Source organism: Pedobacter sp. AC190 (assembly GCF_979258025.1).
Genome location: NZ_OZ409824.1, coordinates 288,571 through 303,722, shown reverse-complemented (window position 1 = coordinate 303,722; position 15,152 = coordinate 288,571). Strand labels below are relative to the sequence as shown.

General features: G+C 34.4%; 15 protein-coding genes. 10 read left to right on the top strand and 5 right to left on the bottom strand.

The genetic code is table 11. The features are described from left to right. The first annotated feature begins 107 nt into the window (after positions 1 to 107). Positions 108 to 515 carry a methylmalonyl-CoA epimerase gene (gene mce / locus ACZZZI_RS01415; protein WP_316761383.1) on the top strand — a complete coding sequence of 136 codons (408 nt, stop codon included), beginning with the start codon at positions 108 to 110 and terminating at the stop codon, positions 513 to 515. A 218-nt stretch (positions 516 to 733) separates the two neighbouring features. Further along, entirely contained in the window at positions 734 to 1,021 is a 288-nt protein-coding gene (locus ACZZZI_RS01410; RefSeq protein ID WP_316761384.1) for a hypothetical protein, read from the top strand. Between the two features lie 573 nt (positions 1,022 to 1,594). Here ACZZZI_RS01410 and ACZZZI_RS01405 read toward each other — a convergent pair. Then, the gene (locus tag ACZZZI_RS01405; RefSeq protein WP_463488408.1) at positions 1,595 to 3,217 is read right to left on the bottom strand and encodes an amidase; all 1,623 of its coding nucleotides are present in this window, start codon (positions 3,215 to 3,217) and stop codon (positions 1,595 to 1,597) included. Positions 3,218 to 3,466: 249 nt separating this feature from the next. Between ACZZZI_RS01405 and ACZZZI_RS01400 the strand changes: the two genes are divergently transcribed. From ACZZZI_RS01400 to ACZZZI_RS01365, 8 genes are all read left to right on the top strand, one after another. After that, positions 3,467 to 3,715 (top strand): type B 50S ribosomal protein L31, encoded by a 249-nt coding sequence (locus ACZZZI_RS01400; RefSeq protein ID WP_056090378.1) that lies wholly within the window; start codon positions 3,467 to 3,469, stop codon positions 3,713 to 3,715. Between the two features lie 72 nt (positions 3,716 to 3,787). After that, on the top strand, positions 3,788 to 4,954 hold the full coding sequence (locus ACZZZI_RS01395) for a GlmU family protein (RefSeq protein WP_463488407.1): 1,167 nt from the start codon (positions 3,788 to 3,790) through the stop codon (positions 4,952 to 4,954). 38 nt (positions 4,955 to 4,992) lie between these two features. Beyond that, positions 4,993 to 5,754: a triose-phosphate isomerase gene (tpiA, locus tag ACZZZI_RS01390; protein ID WP_316761393.1), complete on the top strand. Its 762-nt coding sequence runs from the start codon at positions 4,993 to 4,995 to the stop codon at positions 5,752 to 5,754. Then, positions 5,755 to 6,594, top strand: coding sequence for a 50S ribosomal protein L11 methyltransferase (prmA, locus tag ACZZZI_RS01385; protein WP_463488406.1), 840 nt, complete (start codon positions 5,755 to 5,757; stop codon positions 6,592 to 6,594). A gap of 69 nt (positions 6,595 to 6,663) precedes the next feature. Continuing rightward, complete coding sequence (locus ACZZZI_RS01380) at positions 6,664 to 8,016, top strand: UDP-N-acetylmuramate--L-alanine ligase (RefSeq protein WP_463488405.1); 1,353 nt, start codon at positions 6,664 to 6,666, stop codon at positions 8,014 to 8,016. 6 nt (positions 8,017 to 8,022) lie between these two features. Then, positions 8,023 to 8,343, top strand: coding sequence for a helix-turn-helix domain-containing protein (locus ACZZZI_RS01375; protein WP_316761401.1), 321 nt, complete (start codon positions 8,023 to 8,025; stop codon positions 8,341 to 8,343). 98 nt (positions 8,344 to 8,441) lie between these two features. Beyond that, positions 8,442 to 8,921 (top strand): Lrp/AsnC family transcriptional regulator, encoded by a 480-nt coding sequence (locus ACZZZI_RS01370; protein WP_463488404.1) that lies wholly within the window; start codon positions 8,442 to 8,444, stop codon positions 8,919 to 8,921. Between the two features lie 3 nt (positions 8,922 to 8,924). Continuing rightward, the gene (locus ACZZZI_RS01365; protein WP_463488403.1) at positions 8,925 to 9,854 is read left to right on the top strand and encodes an EamA family transporter; all 930 of its coding nucleotides are present in this window, start codon (positions 8,925 to 8,927) and stop codon (positions 9,852 to 9,854) included. Between the two features lie 27 nt (positions 9,855 to 9,881). On the opposite strand, the gene ACZZZI_RS01360 is transcribed toward ACZZZI_RS01365, so the two are convergent. The 4 genes from ACZZZI_RS01360 to ACZZZI_RS01345 all read right to left on the bottom strand — a co-directional run bounded on the left by ACZZZI_RS01360 (position 9,882) and on the right by ACZZZI_RS01345 (position 15,006). Continuing rightward, positions 9,882 to 11,000 carry a GNAT family N-acetyltransferase gene (locus ACZZZI_RS01360; RefSeq protein ID WP_463488402.1) on the bottom strand — a complete coding sequence of 373 codons (1,119 nt, stop codon included), beginning with the start codon at positions 10,998 to 11,000 and terminating at the stop codon, positions 9,882 to 9,884. Between the two features lie 72 nt (positions 11,001 to 11,072). Then, positions 11,073 to 11,264, bottom strand: coding sequence for a hypothetical protein (locus ACZZZI_RS01355; protein WP_316761412.1), 192 nt, complete (start codon positions 11,262 to 11,264; stop codon positions 11,073 to 11,075). Positions 11,265 to 11,353: 89 nt separating this feature from the next. Then, on the bottom strand, positions 11,354 to 11,920 hold the full coding sequence (gene scpB, locus ACZZZI_RS01350) for an SMC-Scp complex subunit ScpB (RefSeq protein ID WP_463488401.1): 567 nt from the start codon (positions 11,918 to 11,920) through the stop codon (positions 11,354 to 11,356). A gap of 251 nt (positions 11,921 to 12,171) precedes the next feature. Continuing rightward, a complete protein-coding gene (locus ACZZZI_RS01345) occupies positions 12,172 to 15,006 on the bottom strand; it encodes a sensor histidine kinase (protein WP_463488400.1) in 2,835 nt (944 codons plus the stop codon). Between the last annotated feature and the right edge of the window lie 146 nt (positions 15,007 to 15,152).

Here is a 15,152-nt window from a genome sequence, read left to right as displayed (position 1 = left end):
TTATTTCTACTACAAAGATACGAAAAAACTTATTTAACAATTATAAATAATAGCTATGAGGTTATAGAGAAAACCTGCATTTTTACATTCACATAACCTTATAATCTATGAATAAGATAGAGCACATTGGCATAGCAGTAAAAGACCTGAATAATTCTATAGATATCTATCAGAAATTACTCAACACCGATTGTTATAAAACAGAGCAAGTTGCGTCAGAATTTGTAAATACTGCCTTCTTTAAAACTGGCGATAACAAAGTCGAGTTATTGCAGGCTACTTCGCCCGATAGCGCTATTGCAAAGTTCATAGAAAAAAAAGGAGAGGGCATTCATCACATTGCCTTCCTTGTCGATGATATTTTAGCCGAAATGGAAAGGCTGCATAGCGAAGGTTTTGTACTGCTTAACGAATCGCCCAAAAAGGGAGCCGATAATAAAATGGTTTGCTTTGTACACCCAAAAGATACAAACGGCGTTTTAATAGAAATATGCCAGGAAATTAAGTGGGTGTAGGGAATAAATAGAAAGTAAAAAAGGTTGCTAATTCTTTACCTGTTTGTTTTTATTTGAAAACGATTGGTTCTGTATTTCATTTCTGCTGTAGTCCTGCTGTCCATTTCAAGTCCTCGTTGCACTGCGGGCTTTTCATTTTCATCAGGTTTATTAATTTTGGCCTTTGGTACTAGGCAAAACAGCGAAGCCTACAACTCTATAATCTTAATAATTTATTTGTGAGCGATAACTTATCCTTAATTAAAATCATCAGCAAAGATTTTGATATTCAAAATGAATTGACGGAAAATCAATTGCATCAGGCAATGGTTGATGCTTTTGCATACCTCGTCGATCATGATTTCCCTAAACTCATTCAGATACTTTACAAGGCAGATGTCGATCAATATAAATTAAAAGAGTTATTAGAAAATACAGAAGGCTTAAGTTCGGCAGAAGTTATTGCTAATGCCTATATCTCACGACAAAAAGCTAAAGTAGAAACCTGGAAAAAGTATAGCTTATAAGCTTTAAGCCAAAAGCTGCAAGCATAAAGTGAATATAAGCTTGTAAGCTGAAAGCATAAAGTGAATATGATACTAAGATATTCTTAAGTTTCCTCAGATGGTGAAAACTAAACCCTAAAGTACAAACCTTGAAAATTATAGCTTGTAAGCTAAAGCATAAAGTGGATATAATACATAAGATTCTCTTAAGTTTTCTTAGATGGTGAAAAACTAAACCCTAAGTACAAACCTGGGAAATTATAGCTTGTAAGCTGAAAGCATAAAGTGAATATAATACTAAGATTCTCTTAAGTTTTCTTAGATGGTGAAAACTAAATCCTAAAGTACAAGCCCAGGAAATTATAGCTTGTAAGCTAAGCATAAAGTGAATACAATACTAAGATTCTCTTAAGTTTTCTTAGATGGTGAAAAACTAAAAACTACCTCTCTTTCTAAGTATTCTTAGTCCTTTTATTACCAGTTCTAATTCAGTATTACTCAGGTATATCTCGGGTGTTATTCGGTTGTTTACCTTGTAACATACCCAACTTAAAACCAAGTATGTATTGGGGTATAACTATAAATTACATAGTGTTAAATCCCTGATGAAAAGTTAGATGATTTAAGAAACTTTGGCGCAGTTCTATGTTTCGTTGCCTGTTCAAAAGTAAAAGCCATATTTAAAACTTTATCTTCTTCGTAAGCATTTGCCATAATCGATAAGCCAACAGGTAATTCGTAAATTTTTCCCATCGGCACTGTTATATGTGGAAAACCAGCCATTGCAGCTGGACTGCAAAAATAAAAACCATTGCTGTAATCGCCATTAAACAAATCAATTAAAGATGGAATGCCATAACTCGTACCTACAATAGCATCCAAATTGTTTTTTGCCATTAAATCTGTAATTATTTTTCTCGAAGAAAGAACCTTTTCTACAGCCTCTTTATATGCTGCACTCGAAATGGCCGGCGCCTTATCACTGCTTTCTAAGGTTTCTTGCTTAAAGTAGGACATGGTTGTATTTTCATTTGCTTTATTAAAAGCAATAACTTCAGTTAAATTTTTAACTTTTGCATTTGCTGTTTTTAAGTAAGCATTAACACCATCTTTAAATTCGCATTGAAGTACCGTAAAACTTGCTGAACCAATTACCCTAAGTTCTTTTAAAAGCTCTACCTCAATAATTTCGGCACCAAGTTCCTTTAATTTAGCAATTGCATTTTGATATAATTTTACAACGCCTTCATGGCCAGTTAAAAACGATTTTTCAATACCAATTTTCTTTCCTTTAAAACCATCGTTTTTTAATGCCTGATTATAATCTTTTTGTGTTTTAGCCGAGTTATCTTTGGTTGCTTCATCCTGCTCATCTTCTCCTGTTAAAGCAGAGAGCAAAATTGCAACATCAGTAACCGTTCTGCCCATCGGGCCTGCCGTATCTTGTGTTTTGGAGATGGGGATAATTCCGCTACGACTTAACAAACCCACTGTAGGCTTAAAACCTACAAGACCATTATACGATGATGGTGCAATTATAGAGCCATTGGTTTCGGTTCCGATTGCAATAGCACATAAGTTTGCAGAAGCTGCACAACCCGAGCCAGAACTGGAGCCGCTTGGACTTCGATCTAAAATATTTGGATTTTTAGTTTGACCACCTCTGCTGCTCCAGCCACTGCAAGAGCGGGTTGAACGGAAGTTTGCCCATTCGCTAAGATTAGTTTTACCCAAAATTACTGCGCCAGCCTCACGAAGTTTTTTAACAATAAAAGCATCAAGGGAAGCTATATTGCCCGCTAGGGCTAAAGCCCCAGCCGTGGTTTGCATTTTATCAGCCGTATTAATATTGTCTTTAATTAAAACAGGTATGCCGTGCATCATGCCTCTAATATTACCAGCTTTACGCTCTTCATCCATTTTGCTGGCAATTTCTAAAGCATCAGGATTAATTTCGATAACGGCATTTAGTTTCGGACCTGTTTTATCTAGCGCTTCAATTCTTTTTAAATATAACTTTGTTATCGATTTAGAAGAAACTTTGCCGTTCTTCATCAGGTTTTGTAATTCAGTTATTGTAATTTCGTTTAATTCAAAATCGTCTTTAAAGGCTGTTGTAATATCATTGTTTGTAACTATCGCGGCTGATGCAGGTAAGCCGATTGTTGTAATTAAACCTGCAGCAGAACCGCTTTTTATGAAATTTCTTCTGTTCATTTGGGATAGTTATCAATGCTTTAAATTATAAATATAGATTTTAAATATTTGTACCTAAATAGATTTGATAAAAACTTGTTATTTAAATTTTGGTTTTGCTATTGTAAATCAAAAATAAAATTAGGATATTTGCATCCTCTAAAATAGAGGTTGAAAAGACAAATAGAAAATGTCATAAGCGTTGTTGCCAGCAAATTGCAACTAAATGTTCTTGATGCTTTCACATAGATAACTTAAAATAATATTCAAATGAAAAAAGATTTGCACCCATCAAGCTACAGACCAGTTGTTTTCAAAGATATGTCTAACGAATATGCTTTCTTAACAAAATCTTGCGTAGATACTAAAGAAACAATTAAATGGGAAGATGGTAACGAGTATCCTCTATACAAATTAGAGATTTCTCACATGTCTCACCCTTTTTATACAGGTAAAATGAAATTGGTTGATACTGCAGGACGTATCGATAAATTCAAAAACCGTTACGCTAAGAAATAATTTTAGCAACAAAAAGCATTTTTTGAAGTCCCTTTGCCAAAAGCATCGGGACTTTTTTTATTTTTGCTGCTTATGACAATCAATCTTTTTGATGATTCCAGTTGGGAAACATTACGTCCGCTTACTTTTACCAGGCCTGTAGCCGATTTACGCATAGGTATTTTAACAATAGCTGAGAAGTGGGCAAAACATCTAAATGCCGATTTTGGTTTCCAAACTCAAGACTATCTTTCGGTAAAGTACCCAGCCAAGAAAAACCCTAGTCTTTTTATTAACGGCTCAATTTGTCCTGATCAGGCTTTAGTTGATGCGATAAGCCAATTGAAAGATGGTGAAGTACTGATTAAGGACGATATTCTTATTGCACATCATAATGATCCTGCTGATTTTAAAGCGGTGACATTTAATAAAGAGATTCAATACACCAGAGATTTTGTAAGGATTACATATCCTGAGAATATTTTCACAAATAACCCTGCAGAAATTAGAAAGGACTTTGAGCTTTTAACTAGAGGGCGTACTTCTGCTAAAATAAGTAGTACCAATCAATTATTGGGCGATGATATCTTTTTTGAAGAAGGTGCAAAAGCAGAGTGTAGTGTTTTAAATAGTGGTTATGGGCCTATTTATGTAGGTAAAAATGCCGAGATTTGGGAAGGAAGTTTGATTAGAGGATCTTTTGCGCTTTGCGAAAACTCATCTATTAAAATGGGTGCAAAAATATATTCAGGTACTACTATAGGGCCAAATAGCCGTGCGGGTGGCGAAATTAATAATTCAGTAATTTGGGGTAACTCGGCTAAAGGGCACGATGGATACTTAGGTAATTCTGTATTAGGTGAATGGTGTAATATTGGTGCAGATACCAATAATTCGAACTTAAAAAATAACTATGCTGAAGTGAAGCTTTATGATTATGAAAATAAAAAAATGCGCAACACCAATTTACAGTTTTGTGGTTTAATTATGGCTGATCATGCTAAATCTGGCATAAATACCATGTTTAATACAGGTACAATTGTTGGCGTTAGCGCAAATATTTTTGGAGGAGGTTTACCCCCAAATCACATTGCTGATTTCAGTTGGGGCGGTGCCGATGGTTTCGAAAACTATAAACTGGATAAGATGTTCGAAACTACAGAAAAAGTTTTTGGACGGAAAAACGTAATCTTTAACGATACGGAAAAGGAAATTTTAACTAAGGTTTATGAGCTGACAGCAGCTCATAGAAATTTTTAATATAAATGTGATCTTTAAAAAATCAAAACTAAAATATAATGAGAAAACAAATAGTAGCAGGTAACTGGAAAATGAATTTGGATTATAACGAAGGTGTTTCGTTATTCAGTGAAATTGTAAATATGGTTAAGGATGAACGCAAAGGTGATCAACTGGCTATAATTTGTGCTCCATTTATTCATTTAAATAGTTTGGCTAAACTCGGTGGTTCTGATGTTGCTATCGGTGCTCAAAACATTCACGATAAAGAAAACGGTGCTTATACAGGTGAGGTTTCTGCGAAAATGGTTAAATCTGTTGGAGTAGAATATGTAATTTTAGGTCACTCAGAACGCAGACAATACCAGGCAGAAAGCGATGAATTATTGGCTTCAAAAACCAAAACAGCTTTAGCACACGATTTAAAACCAATTTTTTGTATTGGTGAAACTTTAGATGAGCGTAATAATGGAAGTTATTATGAAGTTTTAAAGAAACAATTAGTAGAAGGTCTTTTTAGCTTAACTGAAGCGGATTTCAAAAAAGTAGTTATTGCTTACGAGCCAGTTTGGGCAATCGGAACAGGCTTAACTGCATCGCCAGAGCAGGCACAAGATATTCATGCATTTATTCGTTCTGAAATTGAAGCAAATTATGGTTTCAATATAGCGGATGATACTACAATTTTATATGGTGGTAGCTGTAACCCAGGCAACGCTGCAAGTTTATTCGCTCAAAAAGATATTGATGGCGGCTTAATCGGTGGTGCATCATTAAAATCACGTGATTTTACAGATATTATTAAAGCATTAAATAGCTAAATGCAATACATAAAAGCAATTTTTAAATTCAAAAGTATTAAAGAATACCAACAAGATTTGCTGATCAGTGATTTAGCAGATACTGGTTTTGATACATTTGAAGACAGCGAAAATGGGTTTACCGCTTTCGTAATAAAAGAAAATTTTAACGAGCAGGACCTGATAGGCCTGCTCGCTAATTATGCAGAAGATTTCACGGCAGAATATTTTTTAGAGGATGTTGCCGACGAAAACTGGAATGCTGAATGGGAGAAAAATTTCAATCCGTTAATTATTGATGATGTTTGTTATGTAAGGGCAACCTTCCATGAACCGCAACCATCTTATCCTTACGAGATTGTTATAGACCCGAAAATGGCTTTTGGTACTGGTCATCATCAAACTACAACCATGGTGATGCAGTATATTCTTGCTGCCGATGTAAAGGATAAAGATATTCTTGATATGGGTTGTGGCACAGGAATTTTAGCAATTTTAGCGGCTAAATTAGGCGCTAAAACTTTAATGGCAATCGATTATGATGATATTTGTTATGAAAGTACGCTAGAAAATGCTGCGTTAAACAATGTTGAAAACCTGGAAGCACTCTGTGGTAGTAAAGAAGTGATCCCAAATGAGGAGTACGATATTATTTTAGCAAATATTAATAGAAACATTCTTTTAGATCAGATCGGTAGATACGCAGAGGTTTTGAAAGCAGAAGGAAAAATTTTCTTTAGTGGCTTTTATTTGGATCCAGATTTAAGCATGATTACGGCTGAGTGTGCTAAGTATGGCATAAAATACCTTGATCACAAACAAAATGGCGATTGGGTTGCTGCTCAGTTCGAGAAGAAATAGAAGAGTAAAGAACAAAGATAATGACGCAAGAGAAAAATCTGCTCATTATTCTTTTATCGAAAAATAGATATGCGTATACATTTTATTGCAATCGGCGGAAGTGCCATGCACAACCTTGCCATTGCGCTTCATAAAAAGGGTTATCAAATTTCTGGTTCAGATGATGTGATTTTCGAACCCGCAAAATCGAGACTAGATAAGTATGGTTTGTTGCCAGCTGAAATGGGTTGGGATGAAAATAGAATTTCTACCGATTTAGATGCCGTAATTTTAGGCATGCACGCCAGAATTGATAACCCTGAATTATTAAAAGCCCAGGAAATAGGCGTTAAAATCTACTCATACCCCGAATATATTTACGAACAAAGTAAAGATAAACTGCGTGTAGTAATTGGTGGTAGTCATGGTAAAACAACGATTACCAGCATGATTTTACATGTTTTGAACTATTATAATCGTGATTTTGATTATTTGGTTGGTGCACAATTAGCTGGCTTCGAAACTATGGTTAAAGTAACTAAAGAAGCGCCAGTTATGATTATTGAGGGTGATGAGTATTTATCATCGCCAATTGATAGAAGGCCAAAATTTCATCTTTATAAAGCCAATGTCGCCGTAATTAGCGGTATCGCATGGGATCATATTAATGTTTTTCCAACTTATGCAGATTATACTTTACAATTTGATAAGTTTATCGATACCATCGAAGAAAACGGTACTTTAATTTATTGTAAAGCGGATGCTGATTTAAATGAAATTGTAACGCATTCTAATGCGAAGGTTCAGAAAATTGGTTATGCTATTCCAGAACATGAAATTGTAAATGGTATTACCTTTTTGCTACCAGAAAAAACAGCACTAAAAGTATTTGGCGATCATAATTTAATGAATATGAACGCAGCCAAGTTGGTTTGTGCGCAGTTGAATATTAGTGAAGCTGAATTTAACGAAGCAATTTCTTCTTTTACTGGAGCAGCAAAACGTCTTGAAGTTATTTCTGCTGATGAATCGACAAATGTTTACAAAGACTTTGCCCATTCACCATCGAAATTAAAGGCAACTATTGAAGCTGTAAAAAGTCAGTTTACCGACCGAAAATTGATAGCTTGCATCGAGTTGCACACATTCAGTAGTCTAAACAAAGATTTCTTAAAAGAATATGCAGGTTCTATGGATAAAGCGGACGACGCAATAGTTTTTATCGACCTGAAATCTTTTGAACAGAAAAGAATGGAACCTTTTAGTGAAAGTGATGTTCAGGAAGCTTTTTCGAATCCACGTTTGAAATTTTTTAATGATGCAGCGAAATTGAAAGCATATTTATTAAGCCAAAATTACAAGGATACCAATCTTTTAATGATGAGTTCGGGTAATTATGCTGGTTTCGATTTACCTGAGCTGGCTAATTCATTAACTCGCTAATATTGAATGAAAAGTGTTGGAGAGCATATTAAGCAGAGTAGGGTTGCCCTTGGCCTGAGTCAGGCAGAAGCCGCGAAGAAACTTAATATTTCAACTCCAGCCTTTTGTAAAATAGAAACGAACCAAACCGATTTAAATATTTCCCGATTGCTGCAAATTGCCAAGGCATTTAAAGTTTCTGCTGCACAATTATTAGGAGAAAGTTTCGAAGCGTCAAATTCTTCCGAAGAGCTAACCGCTCTAAAACAATCATTGTCTGAAAAAGAAGAAGAGATCAATAAACTACGTAAAAAGGTTATTGATCTCTATGATAAACTAGGGATCTAATATTTTCTGTTTATCTTTTAATTAGAGTTTTTACTGAATATAATTCTGTTATATGTTTTTATTTTGAATTTTATTCGAAATATTTATAGATTTACAGAATGATAAATGATGAGAGCTTTACTTTAGATCATGTTGATTTGGCAATTCTTAGGCTGATGCAAGCCAATGCCCGAATTTCAAACGTTGATTTGGCCAAGTCCTTAGAGCTTGTTCCCTCGGCTGTTTTGGAACGGGTGAAGAAGCTGGAAAAGAAAAATGTTATTACGGGTTATTATGCCAAGGTAAATCCTGTTGCAGTCGATTTGAAATTATTGGCCTTTATCTCGATGAAATCATCTCAAAGTTTCAGTTGTAATGATACAGCGAGAGAACTGGCTAAAATCCCTGATGTACAGGAAGTGCATGTTATAGCGGGTGATGATTGCTTTTTAGTGAAAGTAAGAACGGCAGATTCGGCTTCACTGATGGCTTTGCTACGCGATTCTTTTAGCAAAGTTCCAAATATCTTATCTGTTAAAACTACTATAGTACTGGAAACCGTTAAGGAACAGCAACAATTGATAATTCCTGAAAAATAAATCATGACTAATTTAAATAAATCATCTTCACCAGTTCTGGTGTATTTAGCTTTTGCCATAGTTTATCTGGTTTGGGGTTCAACATACTTCTTTATACAAAAGGCACTTGCGGGCTTTCCGCCCTTTATTCTTGGTGTCTTTCGCTTTTCAGTGGCAGGTATTTTGATGCTGGTATGGTGTAAGTTGAAAGGAGAGCAAATATTTAATAGCAAAACAATAAAAATTGCTGCGGTTAGCGGTATTTTAATGTTGGGCATTGGAAATGGCATAGTTATCTGGGTAGAACAGTTTATTCCAAGTGGTTTGGTAGCCATAATGGTAGCCTCTGCCGCTATATGGTTTATAATTTTAGACAAACCGAAGTGGAAAGAAAACCTTAGTAATAAATATATTGTTTCTGGTATTTTAATCGGTTTTTTTGGCGTTATTGTTTTGTTTGGCGATCAGCTTTTACAGGCGTTAGATAAGCCGCAAAGTAGCTTACAGATTATTGGAATGGTTTTACTGGTTGTAGGGCCAATCGCGTGGGCTGGAGGTTCTCTTTATTCGAAGTATAATCCAACAACAGAAGGTTCGGTTTCTGTAAATACAGGCTGGCAAATGCTTATGGCTAGCCTGGCTTTTTTACCAGGAACTTTTATAAAATCAGAATTTAAATTTTTAGATTGGAGCAGTATTTCTTTGGATGCCTGGTTATCGATAACCTATTTGATTGTTTTTGGTTCCATAGCTGCATTTAGCGCTTATGTATGGTTGTTAAAAATGCGGCCTGCAACACAAGTTAGTACTTACGCTTATGTAAATCCTGTAGTAGCTGTTTTACTTAGTTTAAGCTTTACCAACGAAGTTATCGGGGTTACGCAGATTATTGGCTTAGCTATTATTTTGGGAAGTGTACTGCTTATAAATCTTCCAAAATATAAAAGCGTATAGACCCAGAATTTATACGCTTTTATATACTTAAAAAACCTTACGCATGGTTAAATGCTTTTTACCAAATGTTGCACCAGTTGCTTTATGGATAGAAATCATTTGCTCATTAAAATCGCCAACCCAGCTTAATTCTAACTCTTTATATTGATTTTTAGGTAACACATATTCACCCAACCTGATAAATAGAACAGATTCTAACCCATGTTTTTGAAACTTGGGTTTGGTACCCATTACAATGGCTCGCATACGGGTAACACCAACCCAGCGACGGTAGGCAAATTTCAGTTTTTCGATCAATCCTAGCTTTCCATCAAAACCTTTAATCATTTGATTGGCGTCAGGAATAAGTACCACAAATGATGCTGGTTCGCCGTTAAAGTAAGCAAACTGAATTAAATGTTCATCCATTATAGGCTCCATGCTTTTAAAACTTTCTTCTAAAGTTTCTTTTTTAATGGGAACAAAGTTTTCGAAATCCTGCCAGCCATCATTGTAGATTTCCATTAAATCTGCAATGTACTTTTCAGAATTACTTTTAGTGAAATATTCGAAAGTATATCCAGGTTTGTTTCTAACCCAATTAGCAATTTTTGTAAAGCGCTCTGGAAATGGAATTGTTAAATTAATATGGTTGGTTAATTGTTCGTATTCTTTTGTAAAACCATAAGCATCGAAAAATTTCTCGTAGTAAGGAAAATTATAATTCATACCGAATGATGGAGGCGTAAAACCTTCAACTAATAATCCCCAAAAAGAGTCGTTCTCGCCAAAGTTGATCGGCCCATCCATAGCTTTCATGCCATTTTCGATTAACCAGGCTTTAGCAGTATCAAATAAAAGAAAGGCGGCCTTCTCATCATCAATACATTCAAAAAAACCCATTCCGCCAGTAGGTTGCTCGTAATTAAATGCCTTTTTTTCATTTATAAAAGCAGCTACCCGACCAATTAATTTACCAGAATCGTCTTTTAAAACCCAGCGAGTACATTTTCCATGGTTAAAGAAGTTATTTTTTTTAGGATCAAAAACATTTTCGATTTCTGAATCTAAAGGGCAAATCCAGTTTTTATCTTCCTTATAAAGGATTTTTGGTGTTTTGAGAAAATCGTTTTTTAGAGAATTATTGCTTACTTGTATAACTTGCATGGGTAGTTTTAAAATTAAAAAGCATCCTACCAAGCGGGCGGATGCTTTTTCAAATATATAGTTTTTTAAAAATTAATAATCGTCATCGTCGTCATCAAAATTGTCGAAGTTATCCAGGTCATCTAACGGCATATCAAAGTCGTCTTCATCTTCATCTTTTGATTTTTTCGCAGGCGTAATATCTGCATCATCTTCAAAATCGTCATTATCTTCTACCTCTTTCTTTGTAGTTGGTTTTGTCGGGGATTTCTTTGGAGTTTTCATACAACAAAAATAAAAATTGCTTTTATAGTTTAAAAATACGAAAAAACTTTTTTTAATAACAAGCTGGTTGTAAACAAATTAAAATTAATTTATTCTGCAGTTTCTCCGATTGTATTTTCCGCTCTGGAAATATCTTTTAATTGTGGCAATTGTGAAAGGTTATTCAATGCAAAATAATCCATAAATAAGCTACTTGTAGTATATAAAATAGGCCTTCCTGGAGTTTCAGCTTTACCCTCGATACTTATTAATTCTTTTTCTAAAAGGCGCTGTACCGAGTAATCAGAATTTACACCTCTTATTTGCTCTATTTCTAATTTTGTTATGGGTTGGCGGTAAGCAATTATAGCTAATGTTTCCATTGCCGCCTGACTTAATTTCTTTTTAGAGCGATGTAGTTGCAGCTGGTTAACTGTTTCGTGGTAGATTTTTTTAGTTAAAAACTGATAACCATTGTTTAAGTGTACCAATTCTACAGCAAAATCATCATGATTATATTTTTCCTTTATCAAATCTAAACTCTCGAAAATTTGGCTTTCGATGTGTTCTTCTCCAAAAACAGCATTTAATGCCAAGATAATTTCCTGCACACTAATACTTTGAACAGAAGAAAAAATGAGGGCTTCAATGTGGCTGGTGATTTTGTTTTGAGGCATATACAAAAATAAAATTTTTGGGCAAAAAAAAGCGGTCTCGCTTTTTAAAAAACAAGACCGCTTTTAACACACAAATGAAACCTGAATTAAGATATAGTTTTAGGTTAGGTTATTAAATATCTATATCAATTCTATAAGAACGTTTTGATAAACACTATCGTTTATTTCTAACACAAGTTTAAGGCTAAACTTAATGCAACGTTATTTCTATTTAGTGAGTGGTATTAATAATTGAGTAAACGGTAATATTTCTATTTAAGTGGTATAGAAATGAATACGGTTGTACCATTTTCGGCATTTTGGTGTACATCTAAGTGTATAGGTTTTGCTTCAATCTGACCTAAAAGATTTAAACGTTCGCGGGTTAACTGCATGCCTTTACTAATATGTGCATCTTTTTTAGCCTTTAAAGAGTTCTCAATGCCTACACCATCATCTATAATTTCGATGTTTAGGTAATCATCATTTTTCAGCTTGATATTAATTTGAATTTCGCCACCAGTTTCTTTGGGCATTATGCCGTGCCATATTGCATTTTCTACATAAGGCTGTAAAAGCATCGAAGGAATTAGAGTATCGTCTTTATCAATATCTTCATCTACGTGAATAACATATTGTAATTTATCGCCGAAACGATTTTTTTCGAGCTTAAGATAAAGGTTTAAGTATTCTAATTCTTCTTCAATAGAAATGTAACTTTTTGTACAGATTTCTAAATTCTTTCTAATCAGCCTTGCAAAACCAGTTAAAACCTTATTAGCCGATGCCGTATTTTGTGTATTGATGTAATGCTGAATCGAATTCATAACATTAAAAACAAAGTGAGGGTTCATCATTGCTTGTAAAGCTTGTTGTTCGAGCATTAAGATTTTATTTTTGAGTAGAAGCTGTTCCTGTTCTTTATCTTTTTGTCTGCGTGTAATATAAACCGCTAACTTGTAAAATACATACCCAACCAGTAAAATTAAAATGGTAAGGAACCATAAGCTTTGCCAAAATTGTTTTTTAATGGAAAAAGATATTTTTGCTGATGGACCCCATTCGTTATTCTGGCTTTTTGCGCTAACTTCGAAAATATAATCGCCAGGTTGAAGCGCAGAAAAATCAAGTCGCCTTGTTCGCGTTTCTACCCAGTTGGCATTTTCACTTAACCTATAGCGGAAAGTAATGTCGCTGGTTGTAAAATCTACCGCTCCAAAAGTAAAAACGATGGTGTTGCTACCGCTTTCGAAAATAAAATTGTTTTTATTTATGGGTAACCGTTCTTTATCTTTTATTATAGATGTGATGTAGACTTTAGGTAAAGTTTTAACCGTGTTTTTGTTATTGTATTTAAAAAGAATTAGGCCTTTATTTGTGGCGAAATAAGCAGTACTATCATCAATATAAAGGTTGTTTACATCTTCGGTAAGTAAATCTTTACCGTAATCGAAATTGATGACTTCAGCTTTGCCTGCATAATCCGAAACTTTGTTTACCCCTTTATTGGTTAACACCCAGATTTCATTGTTCTTAATAAATAATCGAGTACAGATATCATTTGTTAAACCATTTTTTTGTGTTACTTGCTTAATGATTTTGTTATCCCGATAAAATAATAAACCATAACCATCCGTTGCCAGTATTAAGGTTCCATCTGGCAATTGTTGAATGTCGTTTATCCTTTTGGTTAATAAAATATTGTTTCTAAAGTGCTGAATAAGTTTGCCATTAGAAAATTCGGAAAGGCCGTCGATATTAGAAAACCATAAATCTCCATTTTTATCATAAAAAACATGATAGGAGCGGTCTTTGAAAAAGTCTTCTTTCTCCTTATATTTCAATGAGTTAAATTCTAGTCGGTTAAACCGATCTGAAAGAAAAACCACGCCCGATGAAAGTGCTAAAGCCAGGCGATTATTATACTCGCTTAAGCTAAAATGTTTGATTACAAACATCGAGTTATTCGTTTCTTTTAAGTATTTAACATCATCTTTAGTTTGATAAATATTTTTAAAAACTCCTAAACCATAATCTGAAGCAAAGTAAATAGATTGGTTTTTATGATCGTACGTGATTTGCTTAATGGTTTTGTATTTTTTGTAATCATCCAACCCAACTTCATCAATCTGGAAATTTTTAATGTTTAGGATGTCTATTACGGCATCGTCTGTACCCAACCAAAGTCTGTTTTTGTTATCCTTAGTAATGCTTTTAATTACATTGCTGCTTAAACCCGATTCTGCATCGATAATTGATAAACGGGAATTTATATTTGGAAGCATATAAATACCCTGATTTGTAGCAAACCACATATTGTTGCTGTTATCTTTTATCGATTGATTAACCGAAACGCCTTGCAGATACATCACGGTTTTGCCACTTTTGTTCATCACTAAAGCACCATTGTTGCTTGCAAGCCACACTTCCTGATCTTTATCATCGTAATAAAAATAACCTGCCATATTGTTTAGCAAATTATCAGGAATAGGGAAGAGCGGTTTAACCACCCCGTTTTGAAATTGCTTTAAGCCTGCCTCATCTAAATAATATAAGGAGCGGTTTGGCGCATTAAAAGCAGTCATGTATGAAATTGGACTAACTTTATTATCTGTTAATTCAAAACGATTACCATCAAATTTTTGTGTGCTTAAATCGCTGTAGGCGTAAATGTTTCCCTTTTCGTCTTCATGAAGAAATGCATTTGTAAATTGCTCGTTTACATGTGGGGAAACAAATCTTTTAACTGATTTTCCATCCCAAAGCACAATTAAATTAGAGTTTGTACCTAACCATATTCTTCCTTTCTTATCCTCTAAAAAGGATACAATAACGGTGTTGGAATTAAGTTGTTTGAGTAGCTTATTATTATCCTGATTGTAAAACTTACCATCTTTTAAATAACTGAGTTGACCATTAAGTGCTAAAAACCAAAGCTTGCCTTCCTTGTCTTCCCGCATATGAAGAATTTGCGTGTCGGGTAAACCATCCTCGATTGTGAAATTTTGGAAGTTAGTTCCGTCGAAACGACTTAATCCAGCATCCGTTGCAATCCAAATAAAACCCTTTCTATCTTGAAGAATGTAGTAACAATTATTACTTGCCAAGCCATTTTTAGACGTATAATGTGGAAGGTAAGTGGTTTGAGAGAATGATTTTAGGCTTAGAAAAGCAAATATAAAAAGCAAAAGCAGTGAACATGCAAATGATTTTTTTGCATAAATAAGTCGGTTTAAAACCGAAAAAATAAGCT